This window comes from Blautia sp. HCN-20427 (genome assembly GCF_037890365.1).
GTDB lineage: Bacteria > Bacillota > Clostridia > Lachnospirales > Lachnospiraceae > Blautia.
The window spans coordinates 44,708-69,865 of sequence record NZ_JBBKBX010000019.1 but is presented as its reverse complement, the minus strand read 5'-3'; the positions used below and the strand labels follow the sequence as shown (position 1 = coordinate 69,865).

The following is a 25,158-nucleotide window of genomic DNA, read 5'->3' as shown; positions in this document are numbered from 1 at the left end:
ATGGCAAAGAAAAAGGGTTCAAAGGTCAGAAAGAAAAGACACCTGCTGATACTGGAAATCGGGGGAGTTGCCGTACTGGCGGCTCTTGTGGCGGGTCTTGTTCTGTACAGAAACGTTTTTTCGGATACAAGAGATGCAGTTTTGGAAGAGTATATGGGGCTGATTGAAAAGAAGGAATACGAAAAAATGTATGACCTTCTGGATACGGCTTCACAGGAAAGTGTGCACAAAGAGGATTTTATCACCAGAAACAAGAATATTTACGAAGGTATTGAGGCAAAAGATATTACGCTGGACATTGCAGAAGAACAGGACACCAGCCAGCCTTTATCCTATCGCGTTACTATGGAAACCCTGGCTGGGGAAGTGACTTATGACGGAAATACCTTTTTTGAAAAAGAAAAGGGAACATGGCGTATTGTATGGGACGATTCCATGATTTTCCCGGATTTGGGAAAAGAGGATAAAGTCAGTGTGACTTCCCTGGAAGCAAAGCGGGGCAGTATTTATGACCGCAATGGCGTACTTCTGGCCGGACAGGGAACGGTGCAGTCAGTTGGTCTGGTGCCGGGGAAAATGAATGTGCAGGCAGAGGAAGATATCCAGGGAATTGCCGCTATTTTGGGCACGACGCAGGAAAATATAGAAACGCAGCTTGCAGCTTCCTGGGTGAAAGAAGACAGCTTTGTGCCGTTAAAGGAAATGACACAAACCCAGCTTGACGAGCCTTACATCAGTCCGGAAGGAATTGCCACAGGCGCCAGTATACAGGATAAGCTGCTGGAGTATCCGGGCGTATTGATTACAGAGGCGGAAAGCAGAGTGTATCCTTACGGGGAAAGCACGTCCCATCTGTTGGGGTATGTGCAGCAGATTAATGCAGAAGAACTGGAAGAGATGAAAGACAAAGGCTATGATGAACAGAGTGTCGTTGGCAAGAGCGGTCTGGAAAAACTCTATGAGGACCGTTTGAGAGCAAAAGAGGGGTACAAAATTTCCATTCTGGATTCTCAGGGGAATGAGAAGACGGCTCTGGCTATGAAACCGGCCGAAGATGGCGAGGAAATCCATCTGACCATTGACATTCAGTGGCAGCAGAAGCTGTATGACGCATACAAAGAGGACAAAAGCTGTTCCGTGGTTATGAATCCCAAGTCCGGCGAGGTGCTGGCCTTGGTTTCCACGCCATCTTTTAACAGCATGGATTTTGTGCTGGGCATTTCTCAGACGAAATGGGATGAACTGAACAACAATCCGGACAAACCTATGTACAACAGGGTCAGGGAAACCTGGGCGCCGGGTTCCTCTTTTAAACCGGTGACAGGAGCCGTGGGACTTACCACCGGGGCGTTTACGGCAGAGGAAGATTTCGGCGCCAGCGGATTATCCTGGCAGAAAGATGAAAGCTGGGGAAATTATAAGGTGACAACCCTGCACGAATACAATGGCGCGGTGCTGAAAAATGCACTGATTTATTCGGATAATATTTATTTTGCCAAGGCGGCTCTGAAAATCGGGGCAGATACCTTTGCAAAACAGCTGGATAAACTGGGATTCGGACAGGATATTCCTTTCGATATCGGCATGACATCCTCTCAGTATTCCAACGGGGATACTTTTGAGACAGAGGTGCAGCTGGCGGACAGCGGCTATGGACAGGGTCAGGTGCTGGTAAATCCCCTTCATCTGGCTTGTATCTATTCGGCATTTTTTAATGAGGGAAATATGATTTCGCCTTATCTGGAATACCAGGAAGGCAAGAACCCTTCTTACTGGGTGGAAAATGCGTTTACACCGGAAGCGGCGGCTACTATTTATGAGGACTTAAAAGAAGTGGTAAGCAATCCGGAGGGAACCGGACACAGCGCTGCACAGGTGGCAGGCGTGGCTCTTGCAGGAAAAACAGGAACTGCAGAAATCAAGGAATCCCAGGAGGATAAAGACGGAACAGAACTGGGCTGGTTCGCTGTGTATAACACAGAAGGTCTGGACGGTCAAACTGTGCTGATGCTGAACATGGTAGAAGACGTGAAAGGCAGAGGCGGCAGCGGCTATGTGGTAAACAAAGACGTGGAGGTCTGGAACCAGGTTCTGGCAGAATAGAAAGCAAGTAAATGAAAGAAGCAGTTATATGAGGCCGGGAGAAATCCCGGCCTTTTAAAATGAACAGTTGATTTCTATTATACCGATTGGTATAATAAAGGCAGAGGCTTTAAGAATACGGAGTACAAAGGTGGTGACCATTATGGACAACAGGGCGGAAATCCTGAATGCAGCTCTGGATTTATTTCATGCCAGGGGCTATGACGCTGTGGGAGTACAGGAGATTGTAGAGCGGGCAGGCGTTACCAAACCGACCCTCTACTATTATTTCGGAAGTAAGCTGGGACTGTTGAAAAGTCTGTTGGAAACCGGCTACCAGATATTAGAGGCCGGTGTGCTGGAAGCGTCCAGGACAAAGGCGGGACTGCCGGAGGTCTTATATCAGGTGGCGAGAGTCTTTTTTGACTTTGCGGCTGCACATGAGAAATTTTACCTGTTTATGCTGTCGCTGTTTTATTCGGGTAGAGAGAACGAGGCCTTTCAGGCTGTTTCTCCTTTTATTGAAAGCTATTATAAAATTATTGTCGGCATTTTTGAAAATGCATCTTCCCAGCTGGGAAATATGCGGGGAAGGCAGCGGCTGTTTGCGGTGGGCTTTACAGGAATTTTGAATCACCATATTATGACTGTAAGTTATGGACTTTCAGAAGAGGAAAAGTTTGAAATATCCAACGAAACCACTTATGAAATTGTGCGCCAGTTCTTATACGGAATTTATTCATAGGCAGGAGGGAGTTATTATGGCATGGTATGAAGAAGCGGTGTTTTATCATATGTATCCAATCGGGATGACAGGTGCACCGAGAGAAAACAGAGAAGAAGGGGTGGTGCACCGGTTTGAAGAACTGGACAAATGGATTCCCCATGTGGCAGATATGGGATGTACAGCTATTTATATAGGACCGCTGTTTGAGTCCAGTACCCATGGCTATGATACCAGAGATTACAAAACAGTGGACCGCAGACTGGGGGACAATGAGGATTTCAAACGCTTTGTAAAGAAAGCCCATGAGGCCGGAATCAAGGTTGTTGTAGACGGCGTGTTCAATCACACGGGAAGAGAATTCTTTGCTTTTCAGGATATACAGAAAAACAGAGAAAATTCCCCTTACTGCAGCTGGTATAAGGGTGTAAACTTTGGATGGAACAGCCCTTATAATGACGGTTTTGGCTATGAAGCCTGGAGAAACTGTTTTGAACTGGTGAACTTGAATCTATGGGAACCGGCTGTGCGGGAATACCTGTTGGGAGTCATTGATTTCTGGATCGATACGTTTGACATTGACGGTATTCGTCTGGACTGTGCAGACTGTCTGGAGTTCTCTTTTATGGAAGAAATGCGGAGAAGAACGCAGGCAAAGAAAGGGGATTTCTGGCTTATGGGCGAGGTGATTCACGGAGATTACAGCCGTTATATCCGGGACGGACAGAGTATGCTCCACAGTGTTACCAATTATGAATTGCACAAGGGCCTTTATTCCGGACACAATGACCACAATTACTTTGAAATTGCCCACACCATCCGGCGGGAATTTGACGAAAACGGGGGCATTTATAAGGGGATGAAATTGTATTCTTTTGTGGATAACCACGATGTAGACCGAATCATCAGTAAGATAAACGTAAAAGAACATATTTATCCCATTTATACCCTGCTGTTTACCCTTCCGGGAATTCCGTCTGTTTATTACGGCTCGGAGTGGGGGATTGAGGGGCGTAAAGAGGGCGGCAATGACAATCCCTTGCGGCCTGCGGCAGAGATTGAAAAAGTTCTGGAGGAGCAGAAAGATTCCCCTATTATGCATTGGTTCAAATGGCTGGGTGAGATGCACAAAACGTATCGGGAGTGTCTGGCCTACGGCAGATACCGAGAATTGCTGCTGACCAACCGGCAGTATGCGTTTGCCAGGTTTACAGACAACCAGGCACTTCTGGTTGCTGTGAATAATGATGAGCAGGAAACAGAAGTCAGTATTTCGGTTCCATTTGCGGATAAGGTTTACATAAATTTAGAGACAAAAGAGAAGGTTCCAGTGGAGAACGGAAGAGTACAGCTTAGGATAAAGCCAGCGGGAAGTATCCTGTTGGGAATCAATATTTAGAGAAAAGGTATGAAAAGGGGAAGCGTTTATGGGAAACAACATGAAGATTACAGAGCTGGACCGCTACTTGTTCGGTCAGGGAACACATTATGAAATTTATAAGCTGCTGGGGGCACATCCGGGTACGCAGAGGAAGAAAGAGGGTGTTTTCTTTGCTGTATGGGCGCCTCATGCAAAGACTGTCTCTGTTGTAGGAGATTTTAACGGCTGGAATCCGGAAGTAAATGTGATGAAATGCGATAATGATATGGGAATTTATCAGCTGTTTATTCCTAAGGTGCGGGAAGGCGATATGTATAAATACTGCATTACTACGCAGAAAGGTGAATTCTTATACAAATCCGACCCTTACGGTAATTTTTCGGAAATGCGCCCGGGCAATGCCTCTAAAGTTGTGAATCTGGAGGGATTCAAATGGGGAGACACTGCATGGATGAAAAAACGGCAGCAGTTTGACCCCCAAAAAGACGCCATGTCCATCTATGAAGTGCATCCTGGTTCCTGGAAAAAGCACCCGGGCAGACGGGAAGAGGACCCGGGCTTTTACAATTACCGGGAACTGGCTCACGCACTGGCCGATTATGTGAAAGATATGGGCTACACCCATGTAGAACTTATGGGAATTGCAGAGCACCCCTTTGACGGTTCCTGGGGATACCAGGTTACCGGATATTATGCGCCTACCTCCCGTTACGGAACGCCGGAAGATTTCCGCTATTTCGTGAATTATATGCATAAACATAAAATCGGTGTCATTCTGGACTGGGTGCCGGCACATTTCCCAAAAGATGCCCATGGACTGGCAGAATTTGACGGAATGCCGACTTATGAATACGCAGACCCCAGAAAGGGAGAGCACCCGGATTGGGGAACCAAGGTGTTCGACTATGGGAAAAATGAGGTGAAGAATTTCCTCATTGCCAATGCCTTGTTCTGGATTCAGGAATTCCATATTGACGGACTCCGGGTAGACGCAGTAGCTTCTATGCTGTATCTGGACTATGGAAGAGAAAACGGACAGTGGGTGCCAAATCAGTATGGGGAAAATAAGAATCTGGAGGCCATTGAATTTTTCCGGCACTTAAATTCAGTGGTTCTGGGAAAACACAAGGGAACCGTCATGATTGCAGAGGAATCTACGGCATGGCCTATGGTGACAGGAAAGCCGGAGGACGGCGGCCTGGGATTCAGCCTGAAATGGAACATGGGCTGGATGCACGATTTCCTGGAATACATGAAATTGGACCCGTATTTCCGCAAATATAATCATCACAAGATGACCTTTTCTACGTCCTATGCTTACAGCGAAAATTATGTGCTGGTGTTGTCTCATGATGAGGTGGTACATCTGAAATGCTCTATGATTAGCAAGATGCCGGGACTGGGACAGGACAAGTTTGAAAACCTGAAAGCAGGCTATTCTTATATGATTGGCCACCCGGGAAAAAAACTGCTGTTTATGGGACAGGACTTCGGCCAGTATCAGGAATGGAGTGAGGCCAGGGAGTTAGACTGGTATCTGCTGGGGGAAGAAAGTCACCGGAAACTTCAGAATTATGTGAAGGCTCTTCTTACCATGTATAAAAAATATCCGGCGCTGTATGCCAATGACCACAATCCACAGGGACTGGAATGGGTAAATGCCGATGACGCTTCAAGAAGTATTTACAGCTTTATCCGCTGGTCTCCTACAGGAAGAAATAACCTGTTGTTCGTGCTGAATTATACCCCTGTGGCAAGGGATGATTACCGGGTAGGTGTGCCGAAGAAAAAGCAGTATAAGCTGATTCTAAACAGCAAGGAACCGGAGTTTGGCGGAGATATCCATAAAGAACAGGTGGTGTATCGGGCTGTGAAAAAGGAATGTGACGGAAGAGAATTTTCCTTTGCGTATTCCCTGCCGGCTTATGGAGTGGCTGTATTCCAGTTCTGATTTTCCTTGGAAAATTGGAGAAAAATACAGGCTGTCGCACGAAACAGCAATCAGGAATGTATAAAGATTCTTGATATGCACTTAGTGCGACAGCCTATAAAAAATTAGCAATCCAGATAAATTGGATAAAATTACCAGTTGAAAAAAATCTGTGAGTGTGCTACGTTAGATATTACAAAGAACAAGTTCTATTGCAAGTTTGCATTGATTCTTATCAGACGGTCTGTCTGAAAAATTCCTTATTTATTTTATGAAAACATGGATTTGTGCTACAGAGAAAAGAGAGTGAAAATGAAGTATTTAACAGCGGTTCACACAGATGCGGGAGTGGGAAAGTGTACAAATCAGGACTCTGTGTTAATGGAAACAGCGGATACAGAGTATGGACAGGTCTTGTTAGGCGCAGTCTGTGACGGTATGGGGGGCCTGGCAAAAGGGGAGGTCGCCAGCGCTATCCTGGTAAAGGCATTTTCCGGTTGGTTTCACAAAGAATTTCCGGAGATTCTTTATAAGGGAATGGAAGCTGATGCCATAAGAAACAGTTGGACAAGCCTGATTTTAGAACAGAATCAGAAGATAAGCGAATATGGATTGAATTGTAATGTGAGTTTGGGAACAACCGTGGCAGTCATGCTGCTTGTGGACAACATTTATTACATTATGAATGTGGGAGATTCCAGAGTCTATTATCTGAAGGAGGGAATTACCCAGATGACCGTTGACCAGACTTTTGTACAGAGGGAAATGGATTTGGGGAGGATGACTTTGGAAGAGGCCAGAAATCATCCGAAGAGAAATGTGCTGCTGCAGTGTGTGGGAGCGAGCAGTGTCATAGAGCCTGATTTTTATGTGGGTGAGTTTGAGCGGAATTCCGTGTTCATGATGTGTTCAGATGGATTTCGCCGTGTGATTCATCCGGAGGAATTCTATGAAAGGCTAAATCCGGCGTCCATGGCCACAGAAGAGAAGATGAAAGAAAAAGCGGTGTACTTCACAGAATTAAACAAAGCAAGAAGAGAAGATGACAACATTTCTGTGGTTTTGATTCGGGCATATTAGGGGGATGACCATGCTTGAAATAGGTTCATTAGTAGATGGAAAATACAAAATACTGAATAAAATCGGTCAGGGCGGCATGAGTGTCGTTTATCTGGCCATGAATGAACGGGCAAATAAGCAGTGGGCCATTAAAGAGGTTCGTAAGGATGGGGTGAAAAACTTTGATGTGGTTAAGCAGGGGCTGACGGTAGAGACAGACCTGCTGAAAAAGCTGCATCACCCAAACCTCCCCAGTATTATTGATGTCATTGACGGGGACGGAACCTTTCTGATTGTTATGGACTATATTGAAGGGCGCCATCTGGAAAGTGTGATTCAGGAATACGGAGCTCAGAATCAGGAAGACGTTATTGAATGGGCAAAACAGCTTTGTGATGTGCTGGCTTACCTGCATTCCAGAATACAGCCTGTTATCTACAGAGATATGAAGCCCTCGAATATTATGTTGAAGCCGGATGGGAAGGTTATGCTCATTGATTTCGGAACAGCCAGGGAATTTAAGGAAACCAGTGTGGCGGATACCACCTGTCTGGGAACGCAGGGTTATGCGGCGCCGGAACAGTACGGCGGACAGGGGCAGACAGATGCCCGCACAGACATATACTGTCTGGGCGCTACGCTTTATCATCTGCTTACCGGGCACAATCCCGGTGAGCCGCCATATGAAATGTATCCCATACGGTACTGGAATCAGGATTTGTCCTCTGGCCTGGAAGAAATTATTTTGAAATGTACCCAGAAGAATCCGGAAGACCGATATCAGTCCTGTGGGGAATTGCTTTATGCCCTGGAACATTATAAGGAACTGGATGCTGCATATAAAAGAAAACAGACTTTAAAATGGAGGAGTTTTTGGTGTGTGTTTGCGCTGGCTGTTCTGGCAGGAGCAGGAGCCATGGGATTTTATCTGGCAGAAAAGAATGTGACAGCAAATACCTATGATGCATATTTAAAGGAAGCCGAAACGCTGGCCACTACAAATCCGGAAGAATGTATCGGATATTATCAGAGGGCTATTGCGTTGAACCCTATGGAAGGAAAGGCGTATGAAGAACTTTTGCATTTCTTCCTTTGGCAGAAGAATGAAGAGAGCGGCAGCAGTTCCGGCCGGGCAGTTTGTGTGTTTTCTGATACGGAAGAACAGATGATTCGGAAAGCTCTGGGTATTACCGGAGACAGAAGACGGAGCAATGAGGAATATCTGAAGGAAAACGGCGCTGCGTATAGTAAGCTTGCCTATGATTTGGGAATTGCCTATTTTTATTCCTATGACGGCACAGGAAATAAGGCGGCATCGCGGAAATGGCTGGGCATTGCTGCAGAAGCAGAACCTACGGAGAAATTAAATGAAAAGAATATTACCAGAGCGCAGAATCTCTACAAGATTGCAGAGTATTACGACAGCCTGGGTGTGCAGAATCAGGCAGGAGATTCTATGGTATCATACGCTGACTACTGGAAGGATTTGGTGAAAATTTTGGAAACAGATACCGCTTCCGGGGATAACTATGTGAATATTTTGTTGTCTTATAAAGAACTGGCTGCCTGCCTTGTTTCCAAAGCCACAGATTTTGAGAAAGCAGGGGTTACCCGAAAACAAATGGAAATCCAATTGAATAAAGCAGTTGCAATTTTAAAGGATATGGAAATTGTAAAGGGCGCGGCCAATGCGGATTATGAACAGGAAATGAAAGAGGAACTGCTGAACCATATTGCGGCAGCCGGAGAAATCGTGGAAGCTACATTTAACACATCTAATATTGCCACAGCAGAACAGGGAGGTGGAGAAGATACAGCAGCAGATTAATCTGTTTCACGGTTTGTTTTCTGTGTGTTTGGCTATCTGTATTTTCTGTTTTGCGCTGAGTATCATATTTTTCTTTCAATTTGATATTAGAAACATTTTCAATGTCCGGACTGGGCGTTCGGTGAAAAAAACGATGCAGAAAGTACATGAAAGAAATGCCCAAACCATAAGCTGTTCCGGTTATCTGGGAAAAAGCAGGAAACCGGGAAGTGTGCGAAAGGCCAGGATAGAGGAAATCGTAGAGCCGCCCGGTTGTCCTACCGAGCCGCTGGCAGGAATGCAGATACAGGAAACGGATGAGCGTTTTGGTATGTTCAGGATTCAAAAGTGTATTTTGCTTATTCATACAGATGAAGGCAGTGACGTAGTGAATAAAGGAAAAGGAGTTAAGAGAGCATGAAAGGAAAACGAAGAGAAAGGCTGATGGCTTTGGCGCTGATTTTTGCAATGACAGCCGGGATGATAGCAGAACCGGTGCGGATTAGCGCCGCACAGGAGTACAGTAGCAAGGTTTCTGAACAAAATGGAGTGACAGAGGCGTATACTGTAAGCGGACAGATTCTGTCCGGTGGCACTGCTGTTTCTGGTGCAGCCGTGCAGTTGGGAGATTTTGCACCCCAGGTTACAGATAAAAGCGGTGCATATTCTGTGCGTGAGGTGCCAAATGGTACATACAATTTGACTGTAAGCAGAAATGGCTTTGAAAGATATGAGAGTTCTGTAACGGTAAGTGGTACGGAAGTCACAAACGCTGACGCAGTATTGTGCTTAACTGCCGGAAGTGTCGGTATTGCAAATAGCGATATCGTAGTAGGAGAGAGGACAGAGGTATCTTATAGATGTGACTTGTCAGAAGGTGAAATTCAGTCTGTTTTATGGCAATCCGGTGATGCGGCAACGGCTACGGTTGAAAATGGAATTGTAACAGGTGTAAAAGCCGGAAAAACAACGATTACACCAACAATCACATCTGTTTATGGTGACGTACCAATGACGGAAACAGAGGTTACAGTCGGGGAATGCGGCACAGAAATGGAAAAGATGGAAATCAATAAGGCAGGGATTTTTAAAAATAAATTAAACATTGATGTGACTGTTAAAGCACTTGCCGGGGAGTCAACACCTACAGGCGGAGATGTGGAATTTAAAATTAAGCAAATGGGCGTAAAGGATGACATCGCTGAAGAGGCCTATACAAAACCTCTTGAAAACGGTAAAGCGCAGTTGCAATTAGCAAAAAAGAACTTTGATTTTTCAGGAGAATACCTGATAACAGCTGCTTATAAAGGACATGCAGGATATTATGCAGAAAGTGGAGCTAAAACCGAAAGCTACAATTACGAAATCAGCGGCTTAGAGTACGAAGATGAAACCGGCAAGATTACTTCTCATAAAGAAAGGCCATTGACACTTACCTATGGAGAGCAAAAGACTATCTGGGTTTCGGAAGAAAATAGCGCAGCAAATGAAGTTTTTTCTAATGTTTCTGATAAGGTTAATATTGTAAAACAGGAGCAGTCCGGCAAAGCCGGATATACAGAATTCACTATTACAGCAAAGAATACCGGGAAGTGTGATATTGTCTTTAAAAGAACTGCAGATGGAGAAAAAATATATCCGTATTTATATGTAGAAGTTAAGCCGAAAGAATTGAATATTGACACGGATAAAGAAAAGTCCTATATGGTTTATTCTAAAATCTACGATGATAATAAGGATGTATTTGTAAATGCAGACACCAAGGATATAATTACATTAGAACGCATGAATTTTGACTTAGGAGTAATTGGCGGAGATACGGTAAGCGTAGACTTAGCCGCTGCAGCGGATATTAAGGGGATCCTGTCAGGTGAATTTGACGGAAATGTGACGGATGGAAGGGAAACACAAATAACATTCAATCAAAATCAGTTGAAACTTCAGAATGATAATGGAAACTATGTTTTGGCAGATAAAGAAATTCAAATATCTGCAAAGGCTGTTATACTGAAAAGACCTGTTACTGTGAAGGTCAGCGATGCGGAAAGGTCTTTCGGACATGCATATCATAACGGAATCGGCAATGGACCGGATTATATCTTTCATTCCGATGATTGGGTGGATGTGCAGACCGGAACAGGGGAAGGGATAGAAGGTATCATCGAAAAAGGATATCGGGATCCTTCCAGCGAGACGGCACTGACCGAGGAACAGGCCGATGGGAATACAGCGAAGCCGGATACTTATGAGAAAGTATTGTCTATAGATACAGCGAAGATGGATGGGATTCAGGCTGAAAATTATGATTTTCGTATTGAAAAAGGTACCTTGACAGTGAAAGAGGAAGAAATTAATGATATTTTTTCTTACATCAATTTTGAAAATTTTAAGGAAAATCCGACCATATACATGAATGACAAAAAAGAACTCTGGGTAAAGGCAGATAAAGGAAAATTAGAGCTGAACACTTGCACAGAAAAATTGTATGACGAGGTTCTTTTAACGAAAGTCGGAGAGACAGCACTCAGCCCGTCTGTGTCACTGACTGGAGAAGGATATGTATTTGACAGAGCAGATGTTGAGGAATCAGAGGAAATTTCTCTGACCTTGCGGCTTAAAAATCAGCAGGGTGTATACTCAAAGGAGTTTTCTTATCACATATATCTGGATAATACCATTCCAGAGGTGTTTATCAGTGAGGCGGAAGGTTCTGAAACTCCGTTGGGAGATTTTGTAAATAAGATATCTTTTGGTTTGTTTGGAAAGACAGAATACAAGGTGAAGGTAAAGGTAACAGAAACGGATACTTCCGGATTAAAAGAGTGGACTTACATGGTGCTGCCTCTGAAAAAAGACATGGTAAATGGTACAGACAAGGTTTCCGATGCAGACAATCTAACGGAAGAGGAGATAACGAAAAGCCGGCTTTTGCAGTATATTGAAACTTTAAAGGACAGTGGGGAATATGTATGGCAGCCTGCGAATCCGTCCGGCGACCTTACAGAGATTATCATTGACAGAAAAGACACAGGAGAAGACTTTGCTGCCAATCATTATGTAGTATTGGTAAAACCATATGATAATGTAAAAAACAGCAAAATTTATACATCATTGGGAATTATTCTGGATAATAATGAGCCTTATGTAGACTTAGGGTTAGATTACGAGGGAGGACAGGTTTACAGAGAAGTTTACAATGATGATGTAAAACTGCATGTATCTGTTACGGATAATAACCATCCGGCCGATAAAACTGTTTCAGGTCTGAGGGAAATTTACTATCAGGTGGCTGTAGGCAGAGAAAATCTGGAAAAAGCAGAAAGAGTTTCTTTGTACAATGCAGAGAAAGGAAAGAAATATACGCTGGAAGAACTTCAAAATGAAGTGCTTCAGAGAAATATCACTATTAGTAAAAAATGGAACTCTAATGACATATGGGTGGGTGTAACAGCCGTGGACAACTCGGGGAATGAATATCAGGCCTTTCAGCATCTGAAAATTGACATGACGAAACCGGAAGTATCCGTGAAATATGAAACAAAAGCTACAGAGGATTATGCTCCGTATTATAACCGGGACAGGACAGTCCTTGTAGCAGTAAGAGAAAGAAATGTAGATGTAAATAGCATCAAAGAACTTTGGTTTGACCTGCAAAGAGAAGGGGAACAGAAGTCTGCACAGTATACGCTTTCTTCGATGGGGGCAATTGAGGGCATTACCGTTGAGTCTGTAAAAGACTCTCAGGAAGGACAGAATGCAGCCCAATATACAGATGACAGAATCATTGAAATGAGAATCCGTTTTCATGGGGATAACAAATACGATTTTGACGTTCACTGCGCAGACAAGGGTGATTGGGAGGAAGAACAGGACAACAGTACGTATTTTGTTATTGATAAAACTGCGCCGGAACTTAGTGTTGCATATGGCAATGCGGATGGCACAGCAGGCGTGGCAGAAAGTGAACAAAGCCGTTTCTACAGTGGAAAACCAATGACAGCCAAGGTAGAAATCAAAGAACATAACTTTGCCTATGCAGATAAAGACGTGCCTATTGAGGTAAAGGTTACGGCAGATAAAGTAGGTGAGGGCGAAGAAATACCGGATTATACAGCATTGGAGAAAACGAACAGCCTGGATGTATGGAACAAGAATGTAGATACTTACACCAGTATGTATGTTTTTCGTTCTGATGCCAACTATATCCACAGCATCGTCTATACAGACCTTGCCGGAAATGCTGTTTCCTATGGGCCGGGCTGCTTTACCGTAGACAAGACGAATCCGACCGGTACTGTGAAAATCAAAGGCTTGGGATTCTGGGAAAGCTTACTGGAGAAAATTACTTTTGGTCTCTTCAGTCCGTCTGCGGTAGATACAGAGGTAACTGGTGCAGACCATACGTCCCCGGTTGCTCCTGTACAGTACACAAGGGTACAGGACCAGATGACCAGAGACGAACTGGAAGCTTACAATGGCTGGTCTTCTGCATCGGAAGACAGACCGGATTATGCAGGATTTTCCGTAAATCCGGATGAGCAGTTTATTGTGTACACTAAGGTAACGGACTATGCAGGCAACTACCAGTTCTTTAGTTCCGATGGTATGATTGCGGACGGCACTAAACCGGGTCCGGTCGTTGCCATTACGAATCTGAGCCAGTCGCAGAATGGTATCTTTCATGAAGACGTGACCCTTCAGATTGACGTAGAAGACCCAACAGTGGGAGATACTTATTCTGGTCTGGAAAAAGTCTGGTATACCGTCAGCGCTGCAGGCAATGTAAATACCAGTGAAACAATTGAGCTTCTGGACAACAGCAGAAACAGGATACAGGGCAACAAAACCTTTAGTCAGGTGATTACAGTTCCTGCAAGTGAGTATAACAGCAATGATGTAAAGGTACAGGCTTTTGCACAGGATTTCTCCGGCAACAAGGGAAACAGTGATATTACAGAACTGAAAATTGACGTAACGAATCCAACGGTTTCTGTTGCATGGGATTTGAATAATCCCTCCAACGGCAAATATTACAAAGATACCAGAACTGCGACTGTTACGGTCACGGACAGAAACTTTGATGCAAACAATGTAAGATTCAATATTACCAATACAGATGGAACAGAGGCAAACATCAGCGGCTGGAGCAGCAGCAGTGATATGGGGATTTCCGACAGCGCTGCAAGCACCTGCCAGGTATCTTTCCCTGCCGATGGTGATTATACCTTTACTCTTGGCTGTACGGATTTGGCAGGAAACGGCGGAGAATACGGAAAGACAGATGCGTTTACCATTGATAAGACCAATCCGGTGCTTACGGTTTCCTATGACAATAGCAGTGCAAGAAATGGCAGATACTTTAAGGAAACCCGCACTGCGACTGTGACGGTTCGAGAACATAATTTTAATCCTGCAGATGTCCGCACAGCAGTAACAGCCGCATTACAGGGATGTGGAATTTCCCCGCCGTCCATCAGCGGCTTTTCAGACAGCGGAGATATACATACGGCAACTGTACGCTATGCAGCCGACGGCGATTATACCTTTGACATAGATTATACGGATATGGCAGGAAATCAGGCAGCAGATTACACACCGGACTGTTTTACAGTGGATTTAACAAAACCGGAGGTTGAGATTACAGATATCAAAGATAAATCGGCCAATAACGATGTAGTTGCGCCGGGAGTGAAGGCTACAGATGCAAACTACGATGCCGGGAATGTAACAATCACCGTAACAGGAGCTAATAACGGCAAGGTAGATATTGGAAAGGTTGTCAGTGCCGTTGAAAACGGACAGAGTATTAAAATGAACGATTTTGCAAGAGAAGAAAAGATGGATGACCTCTATACACTCACTGCGAAATCTGTGGATAAGGCGGGAAATGAAACCGAAAAATCAGTGCTGTTCTCTGTCAACCGCTACGGCTCTGTTTATGTCTTAGATGATGCGACCCGGGAAGACAAAGGCGGCTGGCTCAGCACAAAAAATCACACTTACATTAGGAAAGAACAGGAACTTGGTGTAATGGAATACAATATAGACACCATTGAGTCCGGCAAGATTACCGTTGATAGGGACGGGAAACTGACAATTTTGAAGGAAAATCAGGATTATACCGTAAAAAGTACCGGAAGCGATACACAATGGAAAGAAAACCATTATATCCTTTCAGCAGCCAATTTTTCACAGGAAGGTAATTACAACGTTATCTTCAATACCCGTGACCGGGCCAACAATACTATGAACAATACCAGTGTGAAGAAGAGCAATAAAAATCTTCCAATCGAATTTACGGTAGATAAGACGGCACCTACGGTTGTGGTATCCGGCGTGGAAGATGGCGGGCAGTACCGCCAGGCAGAGAAGCATATGACAGCAGATGTCAAAGATAATCTGGCTCTTGCCAGAGTTACTGTCTGCATTGACGGCGAGAGAACTGTATATAGCGCAGATGAATTAAGAGAGGTAAACGGTATTATCAAAACCACTGTTCCCAGCGCAAACAGCTGGCAGGAGATTGAAATTACCTCGGAAGACGAAGCGGGCAACCAGCTGGGAGAAACCAAAGAAAAGGACAAGGCACAGTCGGTAGTTATGAAAATTTTGGTGACTCCAAACCTGCTGATTCAGTATTATATGAACAAACCGCTGTTCTACGGTTCTATTGCAACTGTAGTAATGATAGCAGGTGTCATTGGATTTCTTGCAAGGAGAAAGAAAAAAGAGACCGCATGAAGCAGTCTCCTTATCTTCTCATTTATTTGGACGATACATCTTTACCATTTCTTCAAAATCCTTCACAAAATCCTTGACGGCCTCTTCGCTGGTGGCCCAGGAAGTGCAGAAGCGCAGGCAGGTGTGTGACTTATCCGGTTTGCACTGGAAGGTCGTCAGATATTTTTTGCTGATTTGTTCTGCCAGTTCGTCAGGGAAGACAGGAAAAATCTGGTTTGTAGGCGCTTCGCACAGAAGAGGAATCCCCGCTTTTTCAAAAGCGGCTTTTATTGGATGCATTTGCGCAATGCTTCTCTGTCCAAGGCGGATATAAAGACTGTCTTTGAATAATTCCTCAAACTGTACGCCAATCATCCAGCCCTTTGCAAGAATGGCGCCGTGCTGTTTCATATTAAACCGGAAATGTTCTTTAAAATCTTCGTTTACCAATACAAGAGCTTCTCCGAACATGGCTCCGACTTTTGTCCCGCCTATATAGAAGGCATCGCAGAGTTTGGGCATGTCAGGGAAAGTCAGATGAGTGATTTCTTCTGCAGCCAGGGCCGCAGCAAGACGTGCGCCGTCAATATAGAAATAAAGCTGATGGCGTTTGCAGAAAGCGTATAATTCTTCCAGTTCGTCTTTGGTATACACAGTCCCTACTTCGGTGGGGTTGGACACATAAACCAGACGCGGTTCTACCCAGTGCTCGTTTTCATGCAAATCCAGAACCGGACGGATTAAATCAGGGGTCAGCTTTCCGTCTTTTGTGAGAACGGGATAAACCTTATGTCCTGTTGCCTCGATGGCGCCTGTCTCATGGGTATTGATGTGACCGGTTTCTGCACTGATAACGGCTTCATAAGGGCGCAGAATGTGGGAAATAAAGGTCAGGTTAGTCAAAGTTCCTCCGGCAATAAAGTGAATATCGGTGCTGTAATCTTCCAACGCTTCCTGAATTAGGTCACGGGCAGCATCGGAGTGTGCGTCCAGACCGTAGGAATGGTTCTGGTGATAATTAATCGTCTCTAAGGCCCGGAGAATATTTGGGTGTGCGCCTTCACTGTAATCATTCTGAAAACTATACATAATAAAATCCTCTCTTCCTGCGTGAAACTTTATCCTTATTCTAACACAGAAAATCACTTATGGACAGAAAAAGTACAGTCGGAAAGATACTTTTTCGCACTTACCTGAAACTGCTTCTTGTAAGCCCGGGCAAAAGTAGAGTAGTTTTGAAATCCGCTGGCATAGCAGGCGTCTGTGACCGAGATGCCGCTGCGAATCAGAGAGCGGGCATAAAGCAGCCGTTTGGTGCTGATATAATTTCCTATGGTGTACCCCGTAGAGGCTTTAAACAAATGCATGAGATGATAGCGGCTGATAAAGAAACGGGAAGCAAGGTCATCAATGGATAAAGGAGAGGCCAGATGGCTGTTAATATAATCCAGAATCCATGTGATTTTTTCATTTTTGCAGGTGTTTTCAGGATAAATGCTGCAGTGATTCAGGGAGGCTCTGTTCAGCAGAATCAGAAGCTCTGCAGCCAGATATTCTCTGCGGAGTTGTCCGGCGAATAGAGGGGGAGCCGCCAGTTCCTCTTCCAGTCGGGCGCACACAGAGGTCAGGTCATTTTGCCAGGCGGGAAGAATCCGCATGACGTTTGCGGGATGTCCGTTTACCTGATGAAAACAGCGGTTTAAGTCCGCCTTCCCTTTGCCGGCAGAGGTGAGAAATTCCGGCGAAAGGTATAAAATAATGCGTTCATAAATCTGTGCGCTGTTCAGCACGGGCTTATGAATTTCCCCTGCGGGTATCAGCACTACATCACCAGGAAGCAGCCGGAACATCCGGCCTTCAATGTGGTAGGTTACATCTCCCCGAAGAAAGAAAAGTACCTTGTGAAAATCGTGATAATGGTATTGAAACTCCTGCATTTTTCGGGTATGCAGATGGAAATATTGAAAATTTTCTTTGAGATAACCGGATTTTTCATAAGTATCCATAAATTCCTCCTGTGAAACAGCACTATTTGCAATGTTTATAACACTATACGGATATTATAACACAAAAGTGTCTGATACACTAAAACTATATAGAGAAGATATACTAATAGAAGGAGAAGGTATCCGGAGGTAACTATGGAATTTTATAAATATCACAGTTTGGGGAATGATTATCTGGTTTTTGACTGCCAGAAAAATAAAGAAACGTTGAATCAGGAAAAAATATCCAAAATCTGTAATCGAAATTTTGGTATTGGTGCAGATGGAATTGTTGCGGGCCCATATATGGATGGAGAAAAGATGTATGTGAAGGTTTACAATGCAGATGGTTCAGAGGCAGAGCAGGGCGGCAATGCCATCCGTATTTTTGCCCATTATCTAAAAGTGACCGGTGCTATGCAGAAAGAACGTTTTTTGTTATATACAAAAAGCGGTGAAGTGGAACTTCGCTATCTGAACAGGGAAGGAAACCGAATTCAGATGAGTATGGGACAGCTTTCCTTCAGCAGCCGCAGACTGGGGCTTACCGGACCGGAAAGGGAGGCTGTGCATGAATACTTTAACTTTGGTGGGGAAGAATATGACTGCACCTGTGTATCCATTGGCAACCCCCACTGTGTTATGATTACGGACGAAATTTCCAGAGAAAAGGTGTGCCGTATAGGGAAGTATTCCGAAGGTGCGGATTATTTTCCGGAGAGAACAAACACCCAGATTGTCAAAATTTTGGATAAAAATAACATTCAGATAGAAATTTTTGAACGCGGCGTAGGTTATACACTTTCTTCCGCTACCTGCAGCTGTGCGGCTGCAGGCGCAGCATTGAAGCTGGGGCTTATCAGTTCGGATGTTATGGTGCACACACCGGGAGGAAAACTCTGGACCCAGATTGATGAGAACTGGAATGTGAAAATGATAGGAAGTGTGAAAAGAGTCTGCAAAATAGAACTTTTTGAAGATTTCTTTACCATGTAAAAACATGGAAAGAATAAAGGGAACTTTGCGGAATTTATTTGCTATTTTTGCTAGACCTGTGTTATACTAACCACCGAGAGGTTTTATATTAATCGGTATCAAGGGGCGGAAACGGATTTTCGTCCCCTTTTGCAATGTTTTATCTATAAAAACAGAAGGGAGAAATGGAACATGACAAAAATTGATATTTTTTCCGGTTTTCTCGGAGCAGGAAAAACAACTTTAATTAAAAAACTGCTCAGCGAGGCATACAAAGGCGAACAGGTCGTGTTGATTGAAAATGAATTTGGAGAAATCGGTATTGACGGCGGTTTCTTAAAAGAAGCGGGAATTGAAATCCGTGAGATGAATTCCGGCTGTATCTGCTGTTCTCTGGTAGGAGATTTCGGGGTGGCTTTGAAAGAAGTGATTCAGAAATACAGCCCGGACAGAATCATTATTGAACCTTCCGGTGTAGGAAAACTTTCGGATGTTATCAAAGCCGTTCAGAAGGTAGAAAATGAAGTTGACATAAAATTAAACAGCTTTACAACCGTTGTAGATGTGACAAAGTGCAAAATGTACATGAAGAATTTCGGCGAGTTCTTCAGCAATCAGATTGAATATGCGGGTACTGTAATTTTAAGCCGTACCGATACATCAAAAGCTACAGATGACAAGGTAAAGACAGCCGTAGAAATGATTCGTTCTCTGAATCAGACTGCAGCGGTTATCACTACTCCAATCCAACAGCTTTCCGGTACAAAGATTCTGGACACCATGGAAAACAACCGCTCTCTGGAGAAAGAGTTGCTGGAAGAGGAAGTTTGCCCGGTTTGCGGCGGTCATCATGAACACCACCATGACCATGAAGAATGTGAATGTGGCCATGACCATGCTCACCATGAGCATGAGCATCACCACACCCACGGAGAATGCGGCTGTGGTCATAACCATGACCATGACCACCATGAGCATGCTCACGCCCATGAAGAGTGTGGCTGCGGCCATGACCACCATCATGACCATCACCACGGACATCATCATGCGGATGAGGTCTTCACAAGCTGGGGCAGAGAAACAGTAAAAGCCTTTAGCCGTGAAGAAATCGAAAAAATTCTGGATACACTTTCTAATGATGCTTCCTATGGTATGATTTTAAGAGCCAAAGGTATGGTTGCCGGACAGGACGGCGCCTGGATTTACTTCGATATGGTACCGGGAGAAGCAGATATCCGTACAGGTTCCCCGGATTACACAGGCAGACTTTGTGTGATTGGTTCTAAAATTGATGAAGCCAAGCTGGCCGAATTATTCGGAATCTGATATTTAGAAGACAGTAACAACAGAAAGGACAGGAAAATGGAAGACGAAATCAGAGTTCCCATATATTTTATGGCAGGGTTCCTGGAAAGCGGCAAATCCACATTTCTGGATTTTACCATAGCGCAGGACTATTTCCAGATAGACGGCCCAACCCTTCTGATACTCTGCGAAGAGGGAGAAGTGGAATTTGATGAGAAGCAGCTGAAAAAAAGCAGAACTTCTGTGGAAGTGCTGAACAGTCTGGAAGAGCTGACCCCGGAAAGGCTGGTGGCCTACGATGCCTTTTACAGCCCGGAACGTGTCATCATTGAGTACAACGGTATGTGGCAGGTCAGCAAATTTGAAGAAATGCAGCTTCCAAAAGACTGGGGTATTGTACAGCACATCGTTACAGTAGACGCCAGTACATTCCAGGTATATATGAATAACATGAAATCTCTTTTCGTGGAAATGGTGCGGAATGCAGACATGGTATTGTTTAATCGCGCCTCCATGGACATGCCGCTGGCTTCCTTCAGAAGAAGCGTGAAAGTGGTAAACCAGGGTGCAGAGATTATTTTTGAAGATGAGGAAGGCGAAATCGAAGACATTTTTGCAGAAAAAATGCCCTTTGACGTGGACGCAGACGTTATCGAAATTATGGATGAGGATTACGGTATCTGGTTTGTTGACGCCATGGATCACCCGGAAACTTACGAAGGAAAAACCGTATCCTTTACCGCAATGGTACTGAAATCCAGAGAATTTGCAAAAGATGTGTTTGTGCCGGGAAGAATGGCCATGACCTGCTGTGCCGATGACACCAGTTTTATCGGTTATGTGTGTAAAAGCCCGGAGGCCAGACATCTGAAAACAGGAAAATGGGTAAAGGTTACAGCCGTTGTGGACTACGAATACGTAGAATCTTATCACAAAGAAGGACCTGTTTTGACCGCCTTGTCTGTGGAACCGGTAGAACCTCTGAAACAGGAACTGGTATATTTTAACTAAGGAGTCTCATATGTTTTTAATAGCAGGGCTTGGGAACCCAGGCAGACAGTACGAAAAAACCCGTCACAACATGGGGTTTGACACCATAGACGAACTTGTAGAGCGTCACAATATTCCGGAAAGCGGCATTGCTCATAAAGGTATGTACGGAAAGGGAAGAATTGCGGGAGAAAAGGTTCTTGCAGTCAAACCCCTGACCTACATGAATTTAAGCGGGGATTCCATTGCGGAATTTGTGAATTATTATAAACTGGACCCGGAGACGGAACTCATTGTCATTTACGATGACATTGATTTAGAGCCGGGGCAGATTCGCATTCGTAAAAAAGGCAGCGCAGGCGGACATAATGGAATCAAAAGTATGATTGCCCGGCTGGGCACACAGAATTTCTACCGTGTAAAGGTAGGCGTAGGCGCCAAGCCCAAGGGTTGGGATTTGGCAGACCATGTGCTGGGCAGATTCTCTGAAAAGGACAGAGAAGTGGTAGATGCGGCGATAAAAGAAGCTGCCGATGCCGTGGAAATGATTCTGGAACAGGGGATAGAAGCGGCCATGAATCATTATAACGGCGCAGGAAAAAAGAAAAAGACACAGGAGTAAGCAAATGCAAGTATTCATGCAGCCCTTGGAAAAACTCAGCGAATACGGGGAACTGAAAGCGCGGATTCCCCAACATAAAGGTATCCTCCAGCTTTCGGGCTGCGTGGAATCCCAGAAAGCCCATATGATATATGGGCTTTTAGAAGGTTTAAGAAAAGATGGCAGGCCGTGCGCGAAGAACTGTCTTATCATCGCTGAGAATGATTTAAAGGCAAAAGAATTATATGAGGATTACCGTCTCTATGACAGGGACGTATATTTGTATCCGGCAAAAGATTTGATTTTCTTTCAGGCAGATATTCACGGCAATCTGCTGACCAGAGAGCGGATGAAGGTTTTGGCGGCTCTTTTGCAAAAAAAAGGAGTGACGGTTATTACCAGCATGGGCGGCTGTATGGATTATCTGCTGCCGCTTTCCGTCCTGGAGGAACACACGCTGCACTTTGGCGCTGACAGCCCTCTGGATATGGAAAATCTGAAGAAAAAGCTGCTTGGTATGGGGTATGAGCGCTGCGCCCAGGCAGAGGCCCCCGGACAATTTTGTTTTCGGGGAGGAATCATTGATATTTTTCCGCTTACAGAGGATAATCCCGTGCGTATTGAACTGTGGGGAGACGAGATTGACTCTATTCGTAGTTTTGACGCAGAAAGTCAGCGTTCCATAGAGAATCTGGAGGAAATTACGATTTATCCCGCTTCAGAAATTGTATTAAGTCCCCAGGTGCTGAAAGAGGGACTGGAGCGGATTGAAAAAGAGAAAACCGCCGCAGTGAAAAAGTTTCGAGATGCCTTTTTAACAGAAGAGGGAGCCAGACTGAAACAGAGCGTGGACGAGGCTGTGGACTGTCTGAAGGAATTTGAAGATTTTTCTGTGGCAGAGCATTTTTTGCGGTATTTTTATAAAGATGCGGTGACATTTACTGACTATTTTACAACAGAGGAAACGCTGGTAATTCTGGACGAAACCAATCGTCTGGCTGAGCAGGGAAACGCTGTGGAAACGGAATTTCGGGAGAGCATGGAGCACAGGCTGGAAAAGGGCTATCTATTGTCCGGACAGGCGGATTTGCTCATTAGCTGTAAAGAGACCATTCATAAGCTGAACAAGAAAAACGGTGTGTCTCTCTGTACCATTGAGCAAAAAAAGGGAGAATGGGATATTCAGGAGCAGTTTCATATTTCCGCCCAGTCGGTAAGCCCCTATAATAACAGTTTTGAACTTCTGGTAAAGGACTTGAAACAATTTGGGAAAAACGGCTATCAGGTTCTGCTGCTTTCCGGTTCCCGTACCAGAGCGGCTCGTCTGGCAGAAGACTTGCGGGAACAGGGATTAAACAGCTTCTTTACAGAGGATATGAACCGGGTCATTGCCCCCGGAGAGATTATGACAGCTTTTGGACGTATGCGCCGAGGCTTTGAATACCCCCTTGTAAAATTTGTTATGATTACAGAGTCCGATATTTTCGGTCAGGCAAAGAAAAAGCGGCGGAAAAAGACGGAGTACAGCGGTAAAAAAATTCAGAACTTTGCAGAACTGAGCATTGGCGACTATGTGGTGCACGAAAATCACGGACTTGGGGTCTATAAGGGCATTGAAAAGATTACCGTAGACCGGGTAACCAAGGATTATATTAAAATCGAGTATGCCGGCGATACGACTTTGTATATTCTTCCCAACCAGCTGGACGTGCTGCAGAAATATGCCGGAGCAGACGCAAAAGTACCCAAGCTCAACCGTCTGGGAGGACAGGAGTGGAAGAAAACCAAGACCAAGGTCCGGGGTGCGGTGAAAAATATTGCCAAAGATTTGGTGAAACTGTATGCAGCCCGACAGGCCCAGACAGGATTTCAGTATGAACCGGATACCGTCTGGCAGCGGGAATTTGAAGAAATGTTTCCCTATGAAGAAACCGAAGACCAGCTGCTGGCCATTGAAGCTGCAAAAAAAGATATGGAAAGTCCAAAGATTATGGACCGTCTAATCTGCGGAGACGTGGGATACGGAAAAACGGAAGTGGCCATCCGTATTGCCTTCAAAGCAGTTCAGGAGGGCAAGCAGGTAGTCTATCTGGTACCCACCACCATTCTGGCTCAGCAGCATTACAATACCTTTGTTCAGAGAATGAAGGATTTTCCTGTGCGTGTGGATTTGCTTTGCCGGTTTAAAACTCCGGCCCAGCAAAAGAAAACCATTACAGATTTGCAGAAAGGTCTGGTGGATATTCTGATTGGAACCCATAGGGTGCTTTCCAAGGATATTAAATTCAAAGATTTAGGACTTTTAATCATTGACGAGGAACAGCGTTTCGGTGTCACCCACAAAGAAAAAATCAAGAAAATGAAAGAAAATGTGGACGTGCTCACCCTGACGGCAACGCCCATTCCCAGGACGCTGCATATGAGTCTTATTGGAATCCGGGACATGAGTGTGTTGGAAGAGGCTCCCATGGACCGTATGCCAATCCAGACTTTTGTCATGGAGTATAATGAGGAAATGGTGCGGGAGGCTATCAGCAGGGAAATGGCCAGAGGCGGTCAGGTGTATTATGTATACAACCGCGTCAATGACATTGACGAAGTGACAAACCGGGTGGCAAAGCTGGTACCGGAAGCCAATGTGGCTTTTGCCCACGGGCAGATGCATGAGCATCAGCTGGAAAAAATCATGTATGGATTTATCAACGGAGAGATTGACGTTCTGGTTTCCACCACTATTATCGAAACAGGTCTGGATATTTCCAATGCCAACACCATGATTATTCACGACGCGGATCAGATGGGGCTTTCCCAGCTTTATCAGCTGCGGGGGCGTGTGGGGCGTTCCAACAAGACGGCTTATGCCTTTTTGATGTATCGGAAGAATAAAATGCTCAAAGAAGTAGCAGAGAAGCGCCTTCATGCTATCCGGGAATTTACAGATTTGGGCAGCGGCTTTAAAATTGCCATGCGGGATCTGGAAATCCGCGGCGCCGGAAACCTTCTGGGAGCAGAGCAGCATGGACATATGCAGGCTGTGGGATATGACTTGTACTGCAAAATGCTGGAAGAAGCAGTGCGGGAAGAGAAAGGCCTGAAAAAGCAGGAAGACTTTGAAACTGCCATTGACCTGGAATTAAATGCTTACATTCCCCCTTCTTATATTCCAAATGAATATCAGAAGCTGGATATTTACAAGCGGATTGCGGGGATTGAATCTGAGGAAGAGTACGAGGATATGCTGGAAGAACTCATGGACCGTTTTGGAGAGCCGCCCAAAGCAGTGCAGAATCTGCTTTCCATTGCAAGCCTGAAAGCGTTGGCTCATAGGGTTTACATTAAGGAAATCAAGCAGACCGGAAAAGAAGTAAAGATTTCCATGTTTGAGAGGGCCAAAATCAATCCGGCAGGATTCCCGCCTATTCTGGAAAAATACAAGAATAACCTCAAGATGAAACTGGAGGAAACGCCATATTTTCTGGTTTCTTTAAAAGGACGCAGACCCAAGGAAACGCTGGATGTGCTGGAACTTTTGGGCAGTATTTTAAAAGATTTCCAATCCGTGGCAGAGGAAACAGAGTAAATTCACATTGTTCCGTGAA

Annotated in this window: 15 protein-coding genes; 13 read left to right on the top strand and 2 right to left on the bottom strand. The window is 44.7% G+C overall.

Annotated elements, in window-relative coordinates; genetic code table 11:
• The 8 genes from WKT17_RS12095 to WKT17_RS12060 all read left to right on the top strand — a co-directional run bounded on the left by WKT17_RS12095 (nt 1) and on the right by WKT17_RS12060 (nt 15,724).
• Nucleotides 1–2,103 carry a penicillin-binding transpeptidase domain-containing protein gene (locus tag WKT17_RS12095; RefSeq protein WP_291681170.1) on the top strand — a complete coding sequence of 701 codons (2,103 nt, stop codon included), beginning with the start codon at nt 1–3 and terminating at the stop codon, nt 2,101–2,103.
• A 142-nt stretch (nt 2,104–2,245) separates the two neighbouring features.
• Nucleotides 2,246–2,827 carry a TetR/AcrR family transcriptional regulator gene (locus tag WKT17_RS12090; RefSeq protein ID WP_173749049.1) on the top strand — a complete coding sequence of 194 codons (582 nt, stop codon included), beginning with the start codon at nt 2,246–2,248 and terminating at the stop codon, nt 2,825–2,827.
• 13 nt (nt 2,828–2,840) lie between these two features.
• A complete protein-coding gene (locus tag WKT17_RS12085; protein WP_291681176.1) occupies nt 2,841–4,205 on the top strand; it encodes an alpha-amylase family glycosyl hydrolase in 1,365 nt (454 codons plus the stop codon).
• A gap of 28 nt (nt 4,206–4,233) precedes the next feature.
• Nucleotides 4,234–6,138 (top strand): 1,4-alpha-glucan branching protein GlgB, encoded by a 1,905-nt coding sequence (glgB, locus tag WKT17_RS12080; RefSeq protein WP_291681169.1) that lies wholly within the window; start codon nt 4,234–4,236, stop codon nt 6,136–6,138.
• Nucleotides 6,139–6,429: 291 nt separating this feature from the next.
• A complete protein-coding gene (locus tag WKT17_RS12075; RefSeq protein WP_173749051.1) occupies nt 6,430–7,197 on the top strand; it encodes a PP2C family protein-serine/threonine phosphatase in 768 nt (255 codons plus the stop codon).
• Nucleotides 7,198–7,207: 10 nt separating this feature from the next.
• On the top strand, nt 7,208–9,004 hold the full coding sequence (locus WKT17_RS12070) for a serine/threonine protein kinase (protein ID WP_291681168.1): 1,797 nt from the start codon (nt 7,208–7,210) through the stop codon (nt 9,002–9,004).
• Between the two features lie 133 nt (nt 9,005–9,137).
• Nucleotides 9,138–9,404, top strand: coding sequence for a hypothetical protein (locus tag WKT17_RS12065; protein WP_291681167.1), 267 nt, complete (start codon nt 9,138–9,140; stop codon nt 9,402–9,404).
• A complete protein-coding gene (locus WKT17_RS12060; RefSeq protein ID WP_294542385.1) occupies nt 9,401–15,724 on the top strand; it encodes a carboxypeptidase-like regulatory domain-containing protein in 6,324 nt (2,107 codons plus the stop codon). The genes WKT17_RS12065 and WKT17_RS12060 overlap by 4 nt, the downstream gene beginning before the upstream one ends.
• An 18-nt stretch (nt 15,725–15,742) precedes the next feature.
• Here the strand turns inward: WKT17_RS12060 and WKT17_RS12055 are convergent, their stop codons facing one another.
• Together WKT17_RS12055 and WKT17_RS12050 are read right to left on the bottom strand one after the other, a co-directional pair.
• Nucleotides 15,743–16,792, bottom strand: coding sequence for a threonine aldolase family protein (locus tag WKT17_RS12055; protein WP_173749055.1), 1,050 nt, complete (start codon nt 16,790–16,792; stop codon nt 15,743–15,745).
• Between the two features lie 53 nt (nt 16,793–16,845).
• Nucleotides 16,846–17,709 (bottom strand): AraC family transcriptional regulator, encoded by an 864-nt coding sequence (locus tag WKT17_RS12050; protein WP_291681165.1) that lies wholly within the window; start codon nt 17,707–17,709, stop codon nt 16,846–16,848.
• Nucleotides 17,710–17,844: 135 nt separating this feature from the next.
• Here WKT17_RS12050 and dapF point away from each other — a divergent pair, with 135 nt between their 5' ends.
• From dapF to mfd, 5 genes are all read left to right on the top strand, one after another.
• The gene (dapF, locus tag WKT17_RS12045) at nt 17,845–18,684 is read left to right on the top strand and encodes a diaminopimelate epimerase (protein WP_173749057.1); all 840 of its coding nucleotides are present in this window, start codon (nt 17,845–17,847) and stop codon (nt 18,682–18,684) included.
• A gap of 171 nt (nt 18,685–18,855) precedes the next feature.
• A complete protein-coding gene (locus WKT17_RS12040) occupies nt 18,856–19,989 on the top strand; it encodes a CobW family GTP-binding protein (protein ID WP_291681164.1) in 1,134 nt (377 codons plus the stop codon).
• A gap of 36 nt (nt 19,990–20,025) precedes the next feature.
• Nucleotides 20,026–20,979 (top strand): TIGR03943 family putative permease subunit, encoded by a 954-nt coding sequence (locus WKT17_RS12035; protein WP_173749059.1) that lies wholly within the window; start codon nt 20,026–20,028, stop codon nt 20,977–20,979.
• A gap of 10 nt (nt 20,980–20,989) precedes the next feature.
• A complete protein-coding gene (gene pth / locus WKT17_RS12030; RefSeq protein ID WP_173749060.1) occupies nt 20,990–21,580 on the top strand; it encodes an aminoacyl-tRNA hydrolase in 591 nt (196 codons plus the stop codon).
• 4 nt (nt 21,581–21,584) lie between these two features.
• Nucleotides 21,585–25,139: a transcription-repair coupling factor gene (gene mfd, locus WKT17_RS12025; protein WP_340272991.1), complete on the top strand. Its 3,555-nt coding sequence runs from the start codon at nt 21,585–21,587 to the stop codon at nt 25,137–25,139.
• Nucleotides 25,140–25,158: the final 19 nt, after the last annotated feature.